Here is a 21,417-nt window from a genome sequence, read left to right on the forward strand (position 1 = left end):
TAGATTGCTGAATTTATTTCTATAATAATAATTGTCATTTCTACTTTTCATCTTTATTCAGAATCAAAGACTTATTACACATTTTAAGTCCCACAGAGCTAACTTATGGTAACTAAAATCTTAGCCCTATCACAAGTTCCGTAGGAACAACTTTACCGTTTCCAGTATAAGATTAGCAATAGATCAAAAACCCTTAAATAATCAATTCTTAATACAAAACCTTAAACCTCAATTATCTCCAAAGGATTTAAATAAGCGATGTGGGCTGTGACTTTTTCAAAGCCCATTTTCTTTAATGTATTTCTATAAAAATTTAACTGCTTTTTATCTTGCTCATATCTTTCACCTGTCTTAAAATCTAAAATTTGTGCTTCATTATTTTTTATCAATACTCTGTCTAGTCGTATTAATGATCCATCTGGCAAGAGCACGGGCACTTCAGTTTTAACCTGCCAGTCTGTTTCAAACCAAGGCAATAAAATACTGTCTTGTTGCAGATTGTCTTTTACTAATTTCTGAATAGATTCAAAATCTTCCTTATTTAACATCTTCTCGGTTTTCACTTTCTCAAGCATTTCAGGAAGCGCTTTCAGGTCATTTAATTTTGAAAAAATATCATGGACAAAAATCCCTAAATCCGTTTTAGATAAACCCGCATCCTCAGCCAATAAGGTAGAAGAATGTTTTATTTTTAGTTTATCGTGCCAATTATGACTCTCATAATAAGTTAAATTAACAGAAGAAACAGGAAAAGTATCTTCATTGCCTTCTTTTTCTTGAGCCATCAAACTAAAAACCGATTCATTACCTATGGTTAATTTCATATCTGCCTCCTGCCAATCATCTTGCTTTTCTGCAAACTGTAAAAGAAGCTTGGAAATATAACCAGATTTTGCTTTTGCATGAGAATTGATAAAGAGTGCATCTCCAGCTCTGGTCATGGCCACATACATCAAATTCAAGTTGTCCAGATAACTTCTTACCTCTTCCTCCCAATAGGAAAGTGCAAAATCAGAATCTTTCAGAGAGGATGAATGCTTAATGGGTAAATAAGGAATTTCTGAAAATTGTGTAGCCTGCGTATTCACCCATAAAGTTGGAGCCATCAAAGGGTTCGGACTTAAAGTCCAATCCAACAACGGAATCATACAGATTTTAAACTCCAAACCTTTCGATTTGTGGATGGTCATCAATCGGGCTGAGTTCTCATCAGATTGCAATTTTATAGCATAGGAATGACTGTTTTGCTCCCACCATTCCATAAAATCAGGAATACCTCCTTTATTACCAAAATCCAATAGGACATCTTGGAAAGCTGAGAGGTAAGCCTTTTCTTTTTTAATCTTTTTTAGCTGGAAAAGCTGAATTAATTTCTCACTCATTTCCAGCAAACTCAGACTCATCAAATCCTTTTGATTGGCTAAAAAATCTATGGGTAAAAAATCATCCTTACTATCCACCTTCACTATATCGTGAATAAGTGATTTATTTTCATGGATGATCTTTTGGTAATAGAATTTAATTTGAGAAAGGGCAATTCTATCCTCTGTGTAGAGATATTGAAAGCAGTTTAATAAGAAATTGACAATATGTGCGCTTGACAACAATAAAGTTTCATCGGAAATGATATTGTATTGATATTTCTGAATTTTATGAGGATTCTGGTTTTTATAATGCTCCAGAAAATCCTGAATTTCCATACCCTCAGATTTCTTTCTAACCAAAATACCGATATCCTGTAATTTCACACCTGCATCTTGTAATCTCTCCAAATCGCGCAAAAATTTTTCCAAAGCCTTGGTCTGCCAGCTAATTTTCTCTCCTTCTTCACTTTCTTCTTGTTCAAAAAACTGAAGTTCCACAAAGCCATTATAAGGATAATCATTTTTCTTTTCTTGTACTACTTCATTGTAGGCATCCGGAATATCCTGTAAAAGATGTTCCACCTCTTCAGTGAAAGCATTGGAGTCTTTGTTCACTGCACTAGACTTGACCAATTCAGGCATAGCAGTAAATAAATCATTATTGAAATCAATGACATTGGGCTTACTGCGAAAATTATGACTTAAAGCTTCTTCCTTATAAAAGGATGAGGGAATGTCTTCCTTCAGACCTTTTAAAAGTAATCTCCAATCACCACCCCTCCAACGGTAGATAGATTGCTTCACATCACCTACTACCAGATTCTCATGGCCTTCAGCTAATGAGTTTTCAATTAAAGGTTTGAAATTTTGCCATTGTAAAGTAGAAGTATCCTGAAATTCATCAATTAGAAAATGATCGTAAAAGCTACCCATTTTCTCATATACAAAAGGACTTTCGGCTGGATCTGTACCAATGATCTCATTCAAAAACTGAGTGGTATCGGATAGAAATTGAATACCCTCTTCCTTTTTATACTCTTGCATTCTTTTATTGAAATGCTGCGTTATACCGATTAAATAAATATTTTTGAGAATGTTTTCAGCTGAGCGGTATTCGCTTATATTTTTTTTAATATAATCAATGGCTTCATGGAAATAGTTCAATAATCCTTCAGAAGCAGTTTGTAGAATTAATTCTTTCTTTTTTGAAGATTTTGAAGCCAAAGATTCTCCATTTGTTTCTAAAGCTGTGATCACTCTGCCTTTGACCAAATCAGCTAAATCATAATTTTTAGTGTCCTTACTGATTTTGTTGAAGAAATTGATGGCTCCGGAATATCCATAACTAAAATCTTTAATCATCAGTCCTTTTGCCTCAATTAGTTGGAAAGCTTTTTGACTAATTCCCTCCATCACATTCTCAAATTGAGCCATGATTTTATTGAGCTTATCTTTGAAAGATTTTAGTTTGTCATAATCATTAATTTCTTGATTTAAAGCCCTTTCAATAACCTTAAAATCATCCTTTATTAATTCCTCTGTAAAGGCAAGAATATCCCTTCTCACATCCCACTTTCCTTTATCCTCAAGTTTATTAATGGAGAAATCAATCACCCAGTTTTTTAGGGCAATATGTTTCGGATCACTGATATCTTCCATTAATAAATCCAATACGGATTGTCTCACTTCATCCGTATTGAGCAATAACTCTCCATCTCCTTGTATGCTTAATTCTCTTGCAAAGGAGCGCATTACATTCTGAAAGAATCTATCAATGGTTTGAACTGAAAAGCGACTATAATTATGAAGAATGGAAATCAATAAATTTTGAGATCTATCCTTCAACTTTTTATCTGAAAAACCTAATAGGTCTTTAAGTTGCTCAGCCATTACTGATGAGGTTTTTTCAGAAAATTCAAAAAGATTTTCGATTATCCTTTCCTTCATTTCCTGCGTTGCCTTATTGGTAAAAGTAACGGCTAAAATTCTTTTAAAATGGTCAGGATTTTGAAAGGCTAATTTTAGATATTCCCTAGTAAGTGTAAAAGTTTTTCCGCTTCCGGCTGAAGATTTATAGACCGTGAATTGATTTCCTCTGTGCATAAAGGAAATTTAAGGGAAGTAGTTATAAATTAAAAGGAGTTAGTTTATAATATTTACTATTATTACAGCTGAGGCGACTATACATTCAACAGAGATAATAACAGCAGATAGAATATCTCCTGTTGAACTTGAATTAATGATTGATTTATATTTTGCTTTTACGTTCAAAACCTCTCCCCTATGCATGATATTTTCGATATAAAACAAATATAATAACATACATCACATACAAAAAATTTAGAAGAATATATTTTTGCTAAATACAGTTATTATACAATCAAAAGTATTCTTAATGCAATATATCTTATCCCCTAGAAATTATTTTTATTTCATTCTTCATTATATATTACATCTCTTCTATCCCACTTACACCACCAGATACAATAAATTTCATTGCATTTGTACTATTAATATCCCATGGATGAACTAGCTCATTTTTAACCACTAAAATATTACCTGAAAAATTGTAAGAGTGGGGCAAATATACGGATGAATAGCCAGCCATATTTACTTTTGAGAGTTCAGATTGCGTAATAAAACCAGGTTTAAAAATTTTGCCAGCTTCATCAAATTGAACCATTACAGGTTGATTAAATTTCTTCTTATCTCCTACAAAAGCTCCAATCAAATCTTTAATTGAATTATAAATCAAACTCAACAAAGGGACTTTGGTAATAAACTGTTCAAACAACTCAAAAAAAGGCTTCATAAAATAGGTTGAGCCTAGATAACCAATACCAATTATTGCAGAAGCTAAAATTAAAATACCTAGTCCTGGAATATTAACCGGAAGTAAACCATCAAGCCAAGTGAAAACTGCTTGAATAACTAAAATAGTAAAAGCAATTGGGGCTACGAAAAGTAAGCCTCTAAAAAAGTAAGCAGCAATTCTAGTAAAAATTTTTTGTCGCATAATTATATTATGATTGAATCAGCATTATAACGAAAAAAGCCTTGATGAAGTCCACCAAGGCTTAAGTTTATATTCAAAATATCTTTTTTTTAAATAGAAATCCCCATAAAAGACATGAAGGCAATCCCCATTAAACCAGTAATTAACATGGTAATTCCCAAGCCTTTCAATCCATCAGGCACATTAGAATACTTTAATCTTTCTCTGATGGCCGCTAAAGCAATAATAGCTAAAAACCATCCAATACCAGAAGAGAAACCATAAACGGCTGATTCAGCCAATCCGTATTCTCTTTGATCCATAAATAAAGAAGAACCCAATATTGCACAGTTTACTGCAATTAATGGTAGAAAAATCCCCAATGAACCATATAAAGCTGGAGATGTTTTCTCAATCACCATCTCTACCAATTGTACCATAGAAGCGATCACGGCAATGTACATGATAAAACTTAAAAAGCTTAAATCAACAGATGCCAAATCCTTACTTAACCAAGTTAAAGCTCCTTCATTTAAAATAAATTCACTTAATAACCAGTTTGTAGGAACCGTGATGGTTAAAACGAAAACAACAGCTAATCCTAAACCAAAAGCAGTGCTCACTTTTTTAGAAACCGCTAAAAAAGAACACATACCTAAGAAGTAGGCAAATACCATGTTCTCTATGAAGATTGATTTTATTCCTAAATTAATTAAATCCATTGTATAAAAATTTTAGCGATTAATTTTCTACGTATCCAGTTTTATTCCTTTGAACCCAAATAATGAGTCCTAGTATAAAGAAAGCACCTACTGGTGTTACCATTATACCATTAGCTTGGTAATCCATACCAACCCAACCATCTTTTGAGAATCCAATTGCTTCGAAGACTTCAAAGCCAAAAATTGCACCTGAGCCGAACAATTCTCTAAAGAATGCAACAGCCAGTATAATCCAAGCATATCCTAAACCACTACCTAATCCATCAAGAATGGAATCATAAGGCTTATTACCTAAAGCAAAAGCCTCCAAACGCCCCATGATTATACAGTTTGTAATAATCAAACCAACGAATACACTTAGCTCTTTGTACATATCGTAAGCAAATGCCTGCAATACTTCGTTCACTAAGGTTACCAATGTTGCAATTACTGCCAACTGAACAATAATTCTAACACGATTAGGGATTAATTTCCTAATTAAGGAAATCGTAAGGTTTGCAAACACGATTACAAATATAACCGCAATAGACATTACCATAGTTGGTTTCATTTGGGTTGTCACCGCAAGAGCAGAACAAATACCCAAAACCTGAATGGTAATCGGGTTATCATCATTTAATGGGTCGGTAACAATTTTCTTTCTCCTTTTGGAAAGAAGCGCTTCCGACTCCTGTTTTACTGGTTTATCTACAGTTTCTGTACTCATAACTTTAATATCTTTAAATTATAAAGTGGCAGTAGCACCCTTTTTGTTAAAATATGATTGGTAATGTTGGAAGTAGTTTTTCAACATATCGTTTAATCCATTACCTGTTATTGTTGCACCTGACATACCGTCAACATGGTGCTCATCCAATTTGCTTTCAGGATTGCTTTCACCTTTCAGCATTTTAACAGACACTAATTCGCCTTGATCATTATATAATTTTTTACCCTCAAATCTAGCTTGAACCGCATCTTCAGTAATTCTTGCTCCTAAACCTGGAGTTTCACCTGCATGTGCAAAAACAGCGCCTTTTATGGTCTTACCTTCTGTATCTAAGGCAATATACCCCCAGATGTTATCCCAAAGGCCACTACCATAAACAGGAAGGATATAAGATTCAATTTCTTCTCCTCCATCTTTACCGTAATATTTAAATACAGGATAAAGTCTTTCTTCTGGCGCTTTTTTGTATTGTTTTTCAACACTTACATCTTCAGCTACAAGCTCTTCCCCTTTTTCATTTTCAGCAACTATATTACCCTGATAATCAGTTACCTCTGATTTAATAACCTTATCGTAAGTTTCAATTACGTCCATTTCCGAGGTTACTTCCAAAACGGCACCTAGAATTTGCTTTTTAGTGTCCAATTCAATTGATTTTTGCTGAATTGGTCCCAAGCCAACCGAAGTGGCTGCCAACAACCCGCCCAATACTACTGTTAGTATGACGGAAAATAATATTACATAATAATTAGACTGTCGCACGTTTTAACCTCCTCTTTTTATTAGATTCAACAACATAATGATCGATTAATGGAGCGAACACATTCATTAAAAGAATGGCTAGCATAATTCCTTCCGGATAAGCTGGATTTACCACCCGGATTATCACTGTTAATATTCCTATTAAAAATCCATAGATCCATTTACCGGTTTCGGTATGTGCGGCTGACACTGGATCGGTTGCCATAAAGACTGCTCCAAAGGCCAATCCACCTATCACTAAATGATAATGCGCTGGCATATCCATGAACGCATTATATCCTATAGCGTTAAAGCCTAACCCCATTAACCAAGCTCCTGCAAATACACTGAAAATAATTTTCCAACTTCCAACTCCTGTTGCAATCAAAATTAATGCACCAATCAATACCATTAGAGTAGAAGTTTCTCCAATTGAGCCAGGTATGGCGCCTAAAAACATATTTTTAAAAGTGTACATTCCTTCAGCCCAATAGCTGGAAAATGAACTCACCACAGTTCCTGTTCCGTTAAGAGCCGTATCATAAGCCACAGCTAAAGCAGTAGCTCCTGAATATCCATCAATTGGCGCATCATCACCTAAATAAGTCCATACTTCACCAGAAATATCGGTAGGGTAGGCAAAATATAAGAATGCTCGGGCAGTTAAAGCCACGTTTAATACGTTCATTCCAGTTCCACCAAAAACTTCTTTTGCTATAATTACGGCAAAGACTGTAGCCAAGGCTACTTGCCATAATGGAATACTAGGGGGCATGATTAAAGCAATTAACATCCCCGTTACCAAGTACCCCTCATTTACAGGGTGGTTTCGGATAACGCAAATTGCAAATTCAGTTCCAAGTCCTACTGCATAAGAAACAATGATAATTGGAAGAGCTTGAATTGCGCCAATTCCTATTTTTTGGATAAAAGTGGCAGTTTCGCCTAAAGCTAAAAAGTGTTGATGGCCGATATTCCAGATTCCAAATAACAAACATGGAATCATAGCAATCACCACCGTAATCATGGTTCTCTTCAAATCGTTGGCATCTCTTACTTGTACCCCTTTCTTACCTGTAACTAACTTTGGTCTGAAAAGAATTGTACGGTGCCCTTCGTACAACGTATAGTACTTCTCGTATTTCCCCCCTTTCTCAAAAAGAGGTTCAATTTTATCGAAGAATTTTTGTATTGGATTCATATTTTATAGTATGATTATATTTATTGATATTAATCCCAAGGATTAATCACCTTTTATCCATTTATCATTAAATTGATTCCTTTTCTTAAAATGGCTTGAAGCTCATGTTTAGAAACATCAATGAATTCACATAAAGCAACATCCTCTTCAATCAATTCAAAGATTCCCAAAGCTTCCATTTCATCATAATCTTCTGCCATAATTGCCTTGAACAAATAATTAGGCAAAATATCCATTGGCAAAACCTTTTCAAATTCACCAGTCATCACAAATGCCCTTTCTTCACCATTGGTATTGGTATTCAATACATATTCTTTCTTTTTGTTTAGGAAAGACAATAAACCAATAGCTCTGTGAAAACTTAATTTTGAAGTTGTTGGTTTGATCCAGCCCAATAATTCTTCAAAATCTCCCTCTGGAACAACTGTTATTTGCTCATCATAGTATCCTAAATACCCATCAGCTTCAATTCGTTCCCCAGTTAATGGATTTCCTGAAATATATCTTACGTGATCTCCAGAAATATTATCTTTTATGATATTTTTAATAGACGCGCCCACATAAGTCTGATAGTATTGTGGATCCTTAACTTCTGATCCTGTCAATGCTACTTTTTTAGAGGCATCATACTTTCCTGTTAAGAAAAGCTTTCCAATTTGGATAACCCCATAAGGCTTAACTGTCCATGCAATATCACCTTTATTGATTGGATCGATATGGTGAATCTGTACACCAACGTTACCAGATGGATGTTTACCAGAAAATTTATTGATTTGCACACCTTCAGCTTGGCTGAACATTTTTAACATTTCTTTATCTTCAGAAATATTAACATGCACCTTACCTTCAGTGAATTTTTTGATAATTTCTAAACCAGTAGCAAAAGCTTCTTCTTCCTCTTTATAGATGAAATTATAGTCAGGTGCTAATGGATGGGTATCAAAAGCAGATATGAAAATTGCTTTCGGAGCATCTTCCGGATTTGCTACGATGCCATATGGCCTTTGGATAATGTTTGGCCAAACACCGCTTTTTAGCATCACTTCTTTAGCTTTATCAGCTTCCAATGATTTGATATCAGATTTGGAATGCTTACCAAAATCCTCAAATTCATTTTCTTTATCCGCTAAAACCCTTAACTCTAATAACTTTCGCTTTTCCCCTCTTTTGATTTCGGCTACTTCTCCACTAACAGGAGAACAGTATAAAACATCAGGAGCCATTTTATCATAGATAAGCGGAGTCCCTGCTTTAACAGTATCACCTTCTTCTACTAATAACTTTGGCCTTGTTATAGCCGCGAAATCAGTTGGTTTAATTGCGAATGTTTCCGGTTTAGGTGCATTTGATATTTTGTTCTCAGCTTTTCCAGCTAAGTTAATATCAAAACCTTTTTTAAGTTTAATGGTATGAGACATGTCTTTGTTTAACAATGAACCCTTATTTGAAATTGAGGCAAAATTAAGAATTATTTTGCTAAAAAAAATCTTTTAATATAATAATACTGCACTTAATTTAATCAAACTGAAACTTTTTGCTTAACAGCTTAGAAGACTTTCGTGTTCAATATTTTCCACATATTTTTTTACTTTTTCCATTAGCCACATTGGGGTAGAAGTTGCGCCACAAATTCCAACGCTTTCTTTACCTTCAAACCATTCCACATTTAACTCATCTTCATTCTCTATAAAATAGCTATTGGGGTTTTGAGATTTACAAACTTGATATAATGCCTTTCCATTTGAGCTTTTCTTGCCACTCACAAACAATATCACATCATGTTGCTTAGAGAATTCGGTTAACTTAGGCTCTCTGTTAGAAACCTGCCTACAAATACTGTCATTAGCATTAAGTGTGGCTGATTGCTCTTGCTTTGCAGCTTGTTGAATCTTAAGCCTATCTTCAATTTTCTTTTTGATATCATAAAAGCCTTTGGTGCTTTTTGTAGTTTGACTAAATAAGGTAACCGGTCTGCTAAAGTCAATTTTCTCTAAATCAGAGTCATCCATCACAATTATGGCATTTCCATTCGTTTGCCCATCCAAACCCGTTACCTCTGCATGGCCTTTTTTTCCATAGATAACAATCTGTCCTTTGTCCGTACACATTTTATCATGAGCATTCTTAACCCTATTCTGCAATTTTAAAACCACAGGACAACTAGCATCTATAAGCTCAATGTTATTTTCCATGGCGACACGGTAAGTTTCAGGGGGTTCACCATGTGCTCTAATCAGCACCTTGCAATCTTGCAAATCTTTCAAATCCTCATGATTGATGACCCGAAGCCCTTTTTCATAAAGTCTTTTTACCTCCATATCGTTATGGACGATATCACCCAAACAATATAGTTTACCAGCATCTTCCATTGCATCCTCGGCCATTCTTATGGCATATTCAACACCAAAGCAATACCCTGAATCTTGATCTATGGTTACTTTCAATTTACCCATCATATTTAATCATTTTTTCGGTTGCCAATTGCAGGACATATTCTACCTGTTCTGGCAATGTAATTTCGCTTGTATCTAAAATATAAGCGTCATTTGGGATTATCAATGGATTTTCTTTTCTCTCGGAATCCATTTTATCCCTTGCTAATAAGTTTTCTTCAATTTCTGGAATTGGTATTAATTGGCCTTTCTCCAATAACTCATTTTGCCTTCTTTCTGCCCTTACTGCCAAGTCAGCTTTCATGAAAATTTTCAATTCAGCATTTGGAAATACATTGGAACCAATGTCTCTTCCGTCCATAACCACTCCTTTTTTCTTCCCTAATTTACGCTGTTGGCTTACCATATTTTTTCTCACTTCAGGTATAGCACTGATTTCACTTACCTTATTGGAGATATACATTTTCCTAATCTCCTCTTCAACATTTAAGCCATTCAAATAAGTTTCGCTAGATGCTTTTCTTTCATTAAAATTGAAGGAGATATTGATATTATTGATAGCTTTAGCAACTTCCTTCGGATTGTCAATTGTAACATAATTTTGATGAAAATACAAAGTTACTGCTCTATACATTGCCCCCGAATCAATATAGCTGTAACCGAGTTGGCTCGCTACTTCCTTGGCCGTACTACTTTTTCCACAGGCTGAATAACCATCTATTGCAATTACTATTTTCTTCATATTAACAATCTTTTACCGGGCAAGGCAATGGTTTCTTTTTGGGCATAGATTTGCGTCCGCCATTATTAGCACAGGAAGAAATCAGAAAACTTATGATTAAAAGAAAAATGAAATTTATTTTTAGTGCCTTTTTGAGCATCAGAACCTCCTATTATTATTCTTTGGCAAATATACGGATAAGACAGGAAAATCACGGAAAATAATATGAAATACTCTTTGAAGACTGAAATTTAATTTTATCACAAATCATGTATTCTTTAAATCTGCATAACGTTAAAATTATACTTATTCAAAATATATAGTTATGGCATTGCAGTGGTTCAATTAAAACCAAAAAAAAAAAGTAACATTTAGCTTGCTGTTAAGTTAAATTAACTAAACAATCAATTAATTACTATGAAAAAAGATTCAATTGAATATAATGGAATAAGAGGTGGAATTGCGGTTTTTATTGGTCTTGTTGCTTATTTTTTGATTATGAAAGCGGTAGGCTTAGAACACAATCTGGAACTAAGGGCTTTTAATCTTATCATTATGGGTGGAGGAGTTTTCTTTTCTGTCAAGTCTATTAAGGAAAAGAATGAGGACTTCGACTATTTTAAGGGAATAGGAACAGGAATGCTGACTGCTTTGAGTGCTTCTTTAGCTTTTGCTATTTTTATTTTTATTTATTTAATGTCCAATCCAGAATTTATGAAGGAGATAAAAGATGTAGAACCTTTCGGTAATTACCTTAATGCCTTTCTAATTTCTTTCATTATTATAATGGAGGGTACTGGATCCGGCTTTTTCCTAAGTTATGGTGTAATGCAATGGTACAAAAAGAAAACTCCTGAGGAATTCTTAAAGGCTCAAAGAGATAATAAAGATAGTAAGTAATATTGCTAAAAAATTTTATTACAGAAGGTTTTCAAAATCAAAAAAATAATTTGTTAACTTTAGATAGTAATAGAAAATGTAATGGAACAAACAAAAGGAAAAGCGGAAGAATTCTTTAGTAAAGCAGGAAAAAAAATAGACCACTTATTTTCAGAAATCAATAAAAGTAATATTTCCGAAAAGCTAGAGTTAAAGGAGCGATTACAAGAGTTGAAAAGAAATAAAGAATCGCTCGAGAAAGATTTTGATCAATTTGCTGAGGATAACAAAGAGGTTTTCAAGGACATAGCCAATAGCTTTGAAGAATCTTTTGAGGATATAAAAAACATTTTTCGAAAAAAGAAAAATCAGAATGGATAGCCGATCCCTATATTTAATGCGGGACCATAGTTAGACCTTGTCCCTAAGTTCCATTCATTAATTGTCCATCTCTCACCTCGGTCTCTGGCTGGGTCATAAAGCTTAAAGGCAAAATCAAATCTTAAAATAAGGAAGGAAAAATCAACCCTTAATCCTACTCCTGTTCCAATAGCGATTTCGTTATAAAACCTGTCCCATTGGAAATCACTTCCTGGTTCTTCGTTTTCAGAAAAAGACCAAACATTTCCTGCGTCAACAAAAAAGGCTCCATCCAAAAAATTGATCAAGTTTCTTCTTACTTCTACACTGGTTTCGAAAATTATTTCTCCTGGTCTCTCGATGTTATATAGAAAATTCCCTTCATCATCTGTGTCAACAAAGCTCCCAGGTCCTAAACGTCTTGGTGCCCAAGCCCTAATACTATTACTTCCTCCTGCAAAATAATATTTTTCATAAGGTAAAATATCTCTTGAAAATTCTCCGTAAGGTTTCGCAAACCCAACATTAAAGCGATAGGCAAAAGTACTTTCCTTTCCATAGGGAATGTATGTCCGATAATCTACAGAGGCCTTAATAAATTGGAAGTATTCTAATGACGATTGTTCCACTTGCTCTCCAATGGCATTAAAATTCAATAAATTACCTCCCGTTTCGGCAAATAATTTTATAAAACTAGCCCTACTATTAGCTTGCCCATAGTTATTGAAATTTTTTGACACCGTAATAGAACTACTGGAAACAAAAGATGGCAGAAAGGATCTACTTAACTGCCTTCCAAATCTAGTTTGCTCTTCTAAAGCCCTAATAAAAGATTCTTCTAAATCAGACTCAATTAAATTGATATCGGCTACAGTTAAATCAAAAATCCAGCGTTTTTTATTTTGCCACGAGTATCCATAGGACCCATTAAGATTACTTCTTGTGTATTCAGGTCTGTCCGTAAAATTAAAACCTAAACCTGTCTTAGTTTTGGGGTTCAACAATGCAAATCTTGATTTAAGTTCTGTTCCTAAAGGAAATAAAAAATGTGGAAACGTAAATGATAAGTTAGCCCTTGCCTCTGTAGCAGTGGTAACATCAGTTTGGTCTGATATATTGGCTACTCCTTCAAAACCTAAGCGACCTGAGAGTTCCATCAATTCCGCGCCTTTAAAGGGGTTTCTATTTTTTAAGGATACATTATAAAAGGGCCCTGGCAAACCAAAAGTCACGTTTACGTTTACTCCAATTTCATTGCTCAGCTGGAATTTTTCTAAAGGACTGGTGAATATATTGGCCACAAAGTCTCCTCCTGCCGTATCATATTTGATATTTACGAAACGGAACATATCCAAATTGGCTAATTGACGCTGTGTATTCAATGTTTTTTCTAGGCTATAAAATTCATTAGGCCTAATAAAAACCCTCTGATCAAGAATTTTCTTTCTATAGGAATAATCATAATATGAATAATTGATGGAGTTGAACTTTTCTTCAGTTCTTTTCACTCCGCCAATTTGTGTATTAACATCAGTAGTAAAATTGACTTTATCTAATTTATAACGCTTATGGTTTTTAGCTTCTTGAGGCTTATTGATGATTATTTCCAATGCTAAATTTGTGGTATCGGGGTCACGATATACATTGTATTCCACAAATTGTCTTGAGAAAGTATAGTAACCATTATTTTTCATAATGTTTTCAATTCTCTCTCTTTCTTCCGTCAATTTACTTTGATCGTATTTATCGCCTGCTTTTATAAGACTATTTCTTCTACCCCCAACTAAAACACTCATCATCACTTTATCCTCTCCCGCATCATAAAAAACAGTATCAATAATATAGGCTTCTTTTTCAGCTATTCGATAGGTAACAGCAGCCCTTTTATCGTTGATTCCTTTATATTTTACCTCGTAGTCAACCTCTGCGTCAAAGAAGCCTTTAGATTCCAAAAATAATTGAATTTGGTTTTTCGTCTGCTCTGTTGCAGAAGAATCAAAAATCGCCAGTGGTTCGCCCCATCTCATAAAAAGATTGCCGTCTTCCAACAGGGTTGAAAACTTATCATTCTTTTTGTTTAATTTTCTTTCTAAACGAGTTGATTTATTGAATTTTTCAGCTTCTTTAGCTTTTTTGATCTTCTTCTCTAATTTCTCTTGAACAACTTCCTTTTCTGCTTTTATTTCATCTTCATCATAATATTGGAGACCCGTTTCATATAATGCCACATAAGGGGAAATAGGCAACAATAAAATCCTACTGTTGGCTTTCTGATTGTATAAATTTTCCAATCGATCGGAAGAAATATTTTCATTACCTTTAATTTTCTGTTTAAAGAGAAGTTTCTCATCCTTTTTCAAATAGCTTGTGCCCACACAAGAAGTGAAAAAAATGATACTGCTCAGCAGAAAGGATTTTATTAATTTTATATTCAATTTCAGTGCTATCGAAATAAATGCTTACTAAGACTCATACAAAGTTCATCAAATCTCTTCAATTAAAGAAATTCCGGCAGAAAGAAGGACTATTTATAGTTGAAGGAGCCAAAAATACCCTTGAATTATTAAATTCTTCCTATAAAATAAAAGATTTAATTGTTACAGAAGCTTTTTTGAAAAAGTTTCAATTAGAACTCAATAATGCAAATGTCGAACCAATTATTATAAAAGAAAAAGAATTAAGCGGTTTAGGAACCTTTCAAAGTAATACTGATGCACTAGTGGTGGCCTATGATCAAATACCTCAAACATACAAATCCAAGGGCTTTGATTTAGTGCTAGATGATATCAGGGATCCTGGGAATTTAGGAACCATCATCAGATTAGCAGATTGGTATGGCATCAAAAACATTATTTGCTCGGAAACTACTGCCGAATTTTATAACCCTAAAGTAATAAGCGCTTCAATGGGTTCCATATTTAGAACCAATTTGTATCGAAAAGATTTGAAAGAATTTTTATCAGAAAATAAGCACAAAAAAATTTACGGTGCTTTACTTGAAGGGCTAAATGTGCACCAAGTTAAATTCGAAGCTAATGGACTTTTAGTAATTGGAAATGAATCGCACGGGATTCATCCTGAACTTATTTCGTTGATCAAAGATAGGATCACCATCCCTAAAATTGGAGAAGCAGAATCTTTAAATGCTGCTATGGCTACTGCTATTATTTGTGATAATGTTTTTAGAAATCATTAAATAATATGATCATAAAACTGCTTGCAAATCGAACAGTTTTATGATCATATTAAAATTTAATTAGAAGAAACTGGAGAAGCTGTTATTACACCTTCAATGGTAATATCTACCGTATAATCAATAGATCCATCAGATGCTAAATCTAATTGAATGTCAAAAGACTCAAAAGCTTCCAAACTATTTATTATTGCCTCTTGTAGATCACCAGTTAGTTCAATTTCTATTCCATCCAATTCATTAAGGTCATCTATTGTCAAAAACGAGAAATCGCCATATTCAGAAATTAAAATAATCTCTCCAGATCCTGTATTTCCATCTGATCCATTATCTGTAACATTAATGATTAATTTATCAGCAGAAATATTCTTTATCCTGTCTTTATATTCATCAATTTCCTCTTCACTTGGATTTACAGTTTCTGTAAATGAGGTATCTTTTGCCTCATTGGTCGTAATATCAAATGAACGCTTTATGTCGGTGGGCACATCAACATTCAGTAAATCATCAGTATCTTCACAAGAAATAGCAGTTAAGCTAAACAGTCCTATAATTGCTAATGAATAGGTGAAAAATTTATTAAACTTTATCATATTTTAAATATTTTATTTATATAACAAAAATACATTTTATTATTTGAAAAATCACTTTTACTTAAATAAACTTTCCAATTTTTCGATAAACTGCCCTAAATGATAGCCGTCCACCAATGCATGATTGACGTGGACTGAAAACGGCATAAATATTTTGCTATGTTCCTGATAAATTTTCCCAGTTGAAATTTTAGGCATGCTATCTTCTACAGCAAAATGACGAGCATGAGAAATGGAAGTAAATTTTATCCAGGGAATAGCCGTAAAATGAATAACATCCACCATTCCTTTCATCATATCCAAACCAGAGCCAGCCTTAATTCTGTCTATTTCAGCTTGTACATTTTGAGCAAAGGCGGCAAAATTTCCTTCAAAAATCATCCTGGAATACCCAAAGGTTTTATCATCTCTCAAAACGGTGGCAGAGGCATGGACGGTCTCCACATCATATACTTCTTGTCCAATTAATCTGTAACGCATTTCGGGGATTGCATTTACTGCCATTAATATTTTATGCAAATAATAATGGTAAAAAGATATCCTTTCCTTTTTGCAGTAACTATAAGCATCCGTACATTCCAAATTAATATTTATACCATAAAATGGTTCGTCAAATGCATTAAAAAAATTAAAGTGGTCTTTGCGTGGATGTTTCTTAAAATTGAGTTTTTTCACTAGTTAATAGAGTTTATCTTAATCAGAGTTAAAATCAAATTTACTTTTAAAAACACACATTTTATAAGATGCTGGAAAATTATATTATTTGTTTTCATAATACAATCCTTTGACTTACGTTTGTATCCAAAAATAGAACTATCAACCCAATTCAAATTTGATGAAACAATTATTATTGCTAATAACTTTATTTGTTTTTAGTCAACTTACCCATGCACAAAACAGAATTAGTGGCTATATAAAAGATGCGCGAACCGGTGAAAACTTAATTGGTGCCAATATTTGGCAGCCTGCCACTAAAAAAGGGACTGCCACTAACACATATGGTTTTTATAGCTTAAATATTGCCGATGACACAGCCACCATTGAAGTTTCTTATGTGGGCTACCAAACTATCAGAAAATCCATAAAATTAGACGGGGATACCAATATCAATTTTGAATTGGAACTCTCTGATGAATTGTCTGAGGTGGTGGTCAAAGGTACCCGACCAGATTTAGAACTCACTAAGATGAGCAGCATGAAAATCAGTGCTCAAGACATTAAGGCCATTCCAGCTTTATTAGGAGAGGTGGATGTTCTCAAAACTATCCAATTAATGCCTGGGGTTCAAAGTGGTTCGGAAGGAAGTAGTGGAATATATGTGAGAGGCGGTGGCCCCGATCAAAATTTGATTTTGCTAGATGGCGTGCCCGTTTACAATGCCTCGCATTTATTTGGCTTCTTTTCTGTTTTCAATGCTGATGCTATTAGTAATGTGGAAGTCATAAAAGGTGGGTTTCCTGCCAGATACGGTGGGAGATTATCCTCTGTCATCGACATCAATATGAAAGACGGCAATATGAAAAACTGGCAAGCAGAGGGCGGAATTGGACTCATTTCATCAAGACTTTCGGTAGAGGGGCCAATAGTGAAAGAAAAAGGCTCTATTATTTTATCCGGAAGAAGAACTTATATAGACGTTTTAGCTAGACCAATTATTAGAGCTAGTACTGATGATGTGGATTTAGGCTATTTTTTCCATGATTTCAATGCCAAGGCTAATTATAAATTCTCTGACAAAGACCGTATTTACCTTAGTGCATATACAGGCAAAGATAAATTCTACGCCAGAGATGAATACGAATATGATGATGGCGGTTCCATCAATGAGTATAAAGATGAAGCAGGAATTCAATGGGGTAATTTCACCACTGCTGGCCGATGGAACCATTTATTTTCAAATCAATTGTTTTTAAACACAACTGCCACTTACAGTCAATATAACTTCAGCTTATTTAATGAAAGTTACTATCGTTACGCTACACCGGATGATGAAGTAGAAGAAAATTTTTACGCCTCGTATAATTCAGGAATTCAGGACTATGGATTGAAATTTGATTTTGATTACTATTTGAACAATGGCCATTCCTTAAAATTTGGAGCTAATTACATCTATCATATTTTTCAACCCGAAGCTTTCAATTTTGAAGCTGACTTTGAGGCAGATATTGACCAACCGGATACAAAACCAATTTATGGAAATGAATTTTCAGTTTATGTAGAAGATGAATTCGAACCGATTAATAAACTCAAAGTAAATGCGGGTATTCATGCCTCAGCCTTCAGAGTAAATGAGGAGTTTTATCCGTCTTTTCAACCCAGAATTAGTGCTAGATATTTAGTTAATAACAAATTATCTTTTAAAGCCTCTTATGCGGAAATGGCGCAGTTTCTTCATTTGTTGACCAATTCTGGAATCGGCTTACCTACGGATTTATGGGTACCCGTTACAGATAAAATAAAACCACAATATGCACAGCAAACTGCTATTGGGATGTCATCTTTAATTGCAGATGGAAAATACGATTTTTCAATTGAAGGCTATTACAAAAACATGAACAATTTGATTGAATATAAGGAAGGTTCTAATTTTTTGAATTTGGAAGAAAGCTGGGAAGATAAAGTTGCTGTGGGTGATGGTTGGAGTTATGGTGCTGAGTTCTTATTTAGGAAAAAAGAAGGTAAGTTCAATGGTTGGATCGGCTATACTTTATCTTATAATAATCGCCAATTTGATGAATTGAATTTTGGACGGGTATTCCCTTATAAATATGATAGGCGACACGATATAAGTGTGGTCACAAATTATAGGCTCAATGAAAAATGGGAAATTAGTGGTACTTGGGTATATGGCACAGGTAATTCCATAACATTACCGATAGCAAAAATCTCAGGACTTTCTGAGAATCCAAGACCAGAAAATGAGGGATATTATGGATATTCCGATGTTTATCAATATAGTGACCGGAATGCTTACAGAATGCCGGCATATCACAGAGCGGATGTTGGGATTACACGACACAAAGAAAAGGATTGGGGAAGCTCAAGCTGGACAATTAGCGTTTATAATCTTTACAATAGGCAAAATCCGTTCTACATCACAACATCCAACAATAGTATAGGGGAAACATCATTTAGTCAAATCAGCTTGTTCCAATTAATCCCTTCATTTACTTACAACTTTAAATTCAGACCAAATGAAAAATAATCTAAAGCTAATTATTCTGTCGGTATCTCTTTTCCTTGCTTGTGAAAAAGAAGTTGAATTGAAGATTGATGAAAACGATTCAAAGTTGGTATTGAATGCATGGCTCAAAACTGATAGACATCCACTTATTGAAATCAATCGTTCCACCTTTATATTTGATAAAAGAGGAACTGACCATATCGATAATGCAGAGGTCATTTTATTTGAAAACGATCAGGAAATTGGTTACTTAGAGTATTTTCAATCAGGATATTATCAAAATAAAAAAATTAAAATTATGCCTGATACAGAATATAAGATCATTGCAAGAGTAGATGGATTTGAGGAAATTACAGCTATAGAGAAATCTGCTAGAAAAATCACGGATGAAGATTATGAATTTGAATTCAACTCAATTGAAAGAAACAATCAATTTGGAGGTGAAAAACGATCTGAAGTAAACCTCACCATTAATGATAATGCTTCCACGGAAGATTTCTACCTTTTCCGGTTAAAAGCTACCAGCACTGAATGGAATACTGACCAACCCGAGGAGGATACGACCTACAATGAACAATATGAATATGTAGAAGTCACTGATTTACAAACTGAAGAATTGTATTTAGATGGAACTGGAAGCATACAGGTGCTAAAGGATGAGTTATTTAACGGACAAGAATATACTGTTAGGTTTAATTCCCATGATTTAAGAAAAGATATTTATGTTAATGGCTCTTACAATGCTATTTTTCAATACAAGGTAGAGATGCATAAAATCAGTAAATCCTTGTATTTATACTTAAAAAGTGTGGAAAATAACCGATATCCTGACCCATTTACAGAACCTACCCAAATTTTCAGCAATGTTGAAAATGGCTATGGAATTTTAGCCACTTCTACTGTTGTTGAAATACCAATAGAAGAACTTGGAGATGTAGATATCAATGAATAACTCATTAGGGAAATATTTGATAATAATTGGTGCTTTCATCATTCTGGTGGGCATTGTGATCTATTTCTTTCATGACAAGCTTCAATGGATTGGAAAATTGCCTGGTGATATAAGAATAGAAAAAGAAAATTTCAGCTTTTACTTTCCTATAACCACAATGCTTTTGGCCAGTTTAATAGTATCATTGTTAATCCGTTTATTCAGGAATTTATTCTAATTTAAACTTTCGAGTATAGGACAATGTAGGAAAAGCAATCATTCTGGATTTTTCGTTTCTATAACCATAAGGATCCCAAGAAGGCGAATCATATGGAGAAGGAATATTTCCTGGAGCAATCAATACATGAGTTAAACCAATCTGCCAACTCACCAATTCTTTGTTTTTTCTTACAAAACGAATTCCAGTCAGCCCATACCATAAAGTCCTTCTTAGATTATATTCTCCTTCGTCATAAGTATAATCACCATTTGGAAGCATTCTTTCACGATAAGCATACTCTCTACTATTAACATTGAAAACATAATTTTCAGTAAGGAAATAGAAAAACGGACCTCCTCTTACAATTGCCGAAAAATTACCTACTAAAGACCCCGTGTTTGCCTCTGTAATATCATTATTATTCACATTGAGGTAGCCTGCTCCAATAGTCAAATTATTGTGGCTATCTCCATAACTATAGGTAGCAAATCCGAGATTTCCGAAAAAATTGGTGCCATAAGTTCCTAGAATCATCATGTCCCCTAAAGCAATACTATGCTTTTCTTTAAGGGGAATTGAAAGTTTGGCAGTAAAATAAACCGGGAAACCAAATAAGGTAGTCCCCATGCCAATTGAGAAATTATCCGTTAGTCCATACTGGATATCATGCAATAAGAAATAAATGGAATTATAGTACAGTTCTCTTTCCTTTAAACCAAAGGAAGTAGGTGCAAAAAAATAGCGAGAATCGTGTTCTGAATTTATATTTGCGCTCACTTCTTGTTTGTTTTCCGATAAATCTTCATCAAGCATTGTAGGGTTTTGGATAATATCCAAAACTGCGTAATAGATTACTATTGCTTTTTCTTCATCATTACTTGACAATAAATTTTCACCGTTTGACTTTGAGCCTAGAAGTTTGCCATCACAATTTTCCACTTCCGTGATTATCCTATTTTCACTTTTATAAATCTTGGCAAAATAGTAACGGCATTTCTCTTTGATATCAACTGTCGTGCTCAGTGAAATATCATTTTGCTTTAACTTTTCGGACAGCAAATATTCAACTTGAGAAGAAATTAGGTTTGCCCTATCATCAAATACAATCCTATCTTGTGCCACCACTGCTTTAAATGAAAACAATAGACCTATAAAAAATAAATACCTCCTCATAGCTGAAAAAATTGATACTAAGTAAATATAGATAAATT

At 34.0% G+C, this 21,417-nt stretch carries 19 protein-coding genes; 6 read left to right on the forward strand and 13 right to left on the reverse strand.

What is annotated here, in order from left to right; all coding sequences use genetic code 11:
- Window positions 1–221: 221 nt before the first annotated feature.
- The 9 genes from ACFE0M_RS02790 to cmk all read right to left on the reverse strand — a co-directional run bounded on the left by ACFE0M_RS02790 (window position 222) and on the right by cmk (window position 10,867).
- A complete protein-coding gene (locus tag ACFE0M_RS02790) occupies window positions 222–3,467 on the reverse strand; it encodes a UvrD-helicase domain-containing protein (RefSeq protein WP_434544214.1) in 3,246 nt (1,081 codons plus the stop codon).
- 346 nt (window positions 3,468–3,813) lie between these two features.
- A complete protein-coding gene (locus tag ACFE0M_RS02795) occupies window positions 3,814–4,380 on the reverse strand; it encodes a DUF502 domain-containing protein (RefSeq protein WP_434544215.1) in 567 nt (188 codons plus the stop codon).
- A gap of 89 nt (window positions 4,381–4,469) precedes the next feature.
- Entirely contained in the window at window positions 4,470–5,081 is a 612-nt protein-coding gene (gene nqrE, locus ACFE0M_RS02800; RefSeq protein ID WP_434544216.1) for an NADH:ubiquinone reductase (Na(+)-transporting) subunit E, read from the reverse strand.
- A gap of 19 nt (window positions 5,082–5,100) precedes the next feature.
- Window positions 5,101–5,787 (reverse strand): NADH:ubiquinone reductase (Na(+)-transporting) subunit D, encoded by a 687-nt coding sequence (locus tag ACFE0M_RS02805; RefSeq protein WP_434544217.1) that lies wholly within the window; start codon window positions 5,785–5,787, stop codon window positions 5,101–5,103.
- An 18-nt stretch (window positions 5,788–5,805) separates the two neighbouring features.
- A complete protein-coding gene (gene nqrC / locus ACFE0M_RS02810) occupies window positions 5,806–6,552 on the reverse strand; it encodes an NADH:ubiquinone reductase (Na(+)-transporting) subunit C (RefSeq protein ID WP_434544218.1) in 747 nt (248 codons plus the stop codon).
- Window positions 6,539–7,732 (reverse strand): NADH:ubiquinone reductase (Na(+)-transporting) subunit B, encoded by a 1,194-nt coding sequence (locus tag ACFE0M_RS02815; protein ID WP_434544219.1) that lies wholly within the window; start codon window positions 7,730–7,732, stop codon window positions 6,539–6,541. The genes nqrC and ACFE0M_RS02815 overlap by 14 nt, the downstream gene beginning before the upstream one ends.
- A gap of 53 nt (window positions 7,733–7,785) precedes the next feature.
- Window positions 7,786–9,150 carry a Na(+)-translocating NADH-quinone reductase subunit A gene (locus tag ACFE0M_RS02820; protein ID WP_434544220.1) on the reverse strand — a complete coding sequence of 455 codons (1,365 nt, stop codon included), beginning with the start codon at window positions 9,148–9,150 and terminating at the stop codon, window positions 7,786–7,788.
- Window positions 9,151–9,270: 120 nt separating this feature from the next.
- Window positions 9,271–10,188 carry a 4-hydroxy-3-methylbut-2-enyl diphosphate reductase gene (locus tag ACFE0M_RS02825; RefSeq protein ID WP_434544221.1) on the reverse strand — a complete coding sequence of 306 codons (918 nt, stop codon included), beginning with the start codon at window positions 10,186–10,188 and terminating at the stop codon, window positions 9,271–9,273.
- Window positions 10,178–10,867: a (d)CMP kinase gene (gene cmk, locus ACFE0M_RS02830; RefSeq protein ID WP_434544222.1), complete on the reverse strand. Its 690-nt coding sequence runs from the start codon at window positions 10,865–10,867 to the stop codon at window positions 10,178–10,180. Before cmk ends, ACFE0M_RS02825 begins: the two co-directional genes overlap by 11 nt.
- 396 nt (window positions 10,868–11,263) lie before the next feature.
- Between cmk and ACFE0M_RS02835 the strand changes: the two genes are divergently transcribed.
- Window positions 11,264–11,746 (forward strand): DUF4199 domain-containing protein, encoded by a 483-nt coding sequence (locus ACFE0M_RS02835; RefSeq protein WP_434544223.1) that lies wholly within the window; start codon window positions 11,264–11,266, stop codon window positions 11,744–11,746.
- A gap of 81 nt (window positions 11,747–11,827) precedes the next feature.
- Window positions 11,828–12,106, forward strand: coding sequence for a hypothetical protein (locus ACFE0M_RS02840; RefSeq protein ID WP_434544224.1), 279 nt, complete (start codon window positions 11,828–11,830; stop codon window positions 12,104–12,106).
- Here ACFE0M_RS02840 and ACFE0M_RS02845 read toward each other — a convergent pair.
- Complete coding sequence (locus ACFE0M_RS02845) at window positions 12,094–14,520, reverse strand: BamA/TamA family outer membrane protein (protein WP_434544226.1); 2,427 nt, start codon at window positions 14,518–14,520, stop codon at window positions 12,094–12,096. The two genes, ACFE0M_RS02840 and ACFE0M_RS02845, sit on opposite strands and share 13 nt — an antisense overlap.
- A 20-nt stretch (window positions 14,521–14,540) precedes the next feature.
- Between ACFE0M_RS02845 and ACFE0M_RS02850 the strand changes: the two genes are divergently transcribed.
- Entirely contained in the window at window positions 14,541–15,281 is a 741-nt protein-coding gene (locus tag ACFE0M_RS02850; protein ID WP_434544227.1) for an RNA methyltransferase, read from the forward strand.
- 56 nt (window positions 15,282–15,337) lie between these two features.
- On the opposite strand, the gene ACFE0M_RS02855 is transcribed toward ACFE0M_RS02850, so the two are convergent.
- Both ACFE0M_RS02855 and ACFE0M_RS02860 read right to left on the reverse strand, forming a co-directional pair.
- Complete coding sequence (locus ACFE0M_RS02855) at window positions 15,338–15,871, reverse strand: hypothetical protein (RefSeq protein WP_434544228.1); 534 nt, start codon at window positions 15,869–15,871, stop codon at window positions 15,338–15,340.
- Between the two features lie 57 nt (window positions 15,872–15,928).
- Window positions 15,929–16,546, reverse strand: coding sequence for a CatA-like O-acetyltransferase (locus ACFE0M_RS02860; RefSeq protein ID WP_434544229.1), 618 nt, complete (start codon window positions 16,544–16,546; stop codon window positions 15,929–15,931).
- Window positions 16,547–16,706: 160 nt separating this feature from the next.
- Here ACFE0M_RS02860 and ACFE0M_RS02865 point away from each other — a divergent pair, with 160 nt between their 5' ends.
- From ACFE0M_RS02865 to ACFE0M_RS02875, 3 genes are read left to right on the forward strand one after another with little or no spacing between them, the layout of a single operon-like run.
- The gene (locus tag ACFE0M_RS02865; RefSeq protein ID WP_434544230.1) at window positions 16,707–19,076 is read left to right on the forward strand and encodes a TonB-dependent receptor; all 2,370 of its coding nucleotides are present in this window, start codon (window positions 16,707–16,709) and stop codon (window positions 19,074–19,076) included.
- Window positions 19,066–20,007, forward strand: coding sequence for a DUF4249 domain-containing protein (locus ACFE0M_RS02870; RefSeq protein ID WP_434544231.1), 942 nt, complete (start codon window positions 19,066–19,068; stop codon window positions 20,005–20,007). Before ACFE0M_RS02865 ends, ACFE0M_RS02870 begins: the two co-directional genes overlap by 11 nt.
- Window positions 20,000–20,224: a DUF2905 domain-containing protein gene (locus tag ACFE0M_RS02875; RefSeq protein WP_434544232.1), complete on the forward strand. Its 225-nt coding sequence runs from the start codon at window positions 20,000–20,002 to the stop codon at window positions 20,222–20,224. The genes ACFE0M_RS02870 and ACFE0M_RS02875 overlap by 8 nt, the downstream gene beginning before the upstream one ends.
- On the opposite strand, the gene ACFE0M_RS02880 is transcribed toward ACFE0M_RS02875, so the two are convergent.
- On the reverse strand, window positions 20,216–21,379 hold the full coding sequence (locus tag ACFE0M_RS02880; protein ID WP_434544233.1) for a hypothetical protein: 1,164 nt from the start codon (window positions 21,377–21,379) through the stop codon (window positions 20,216–20,218). The genes ACFE0M_RS02875 and ACFE0M_RS02880 overlap by 9 nt on opposite strands.
- Between the last annotated feature and the right edge of the window lie 38 nt (window positions 21,380–21,417).

It is taken from the genome of Marivirga sp., assembly GCF_051117495.1.
In the GTDB taxonomy this organism is placed as follows: Bacteria; Bacteroidota; Bacteroidia; order Cytophagales; family Cyclobacteriaceae; genus Marivirga.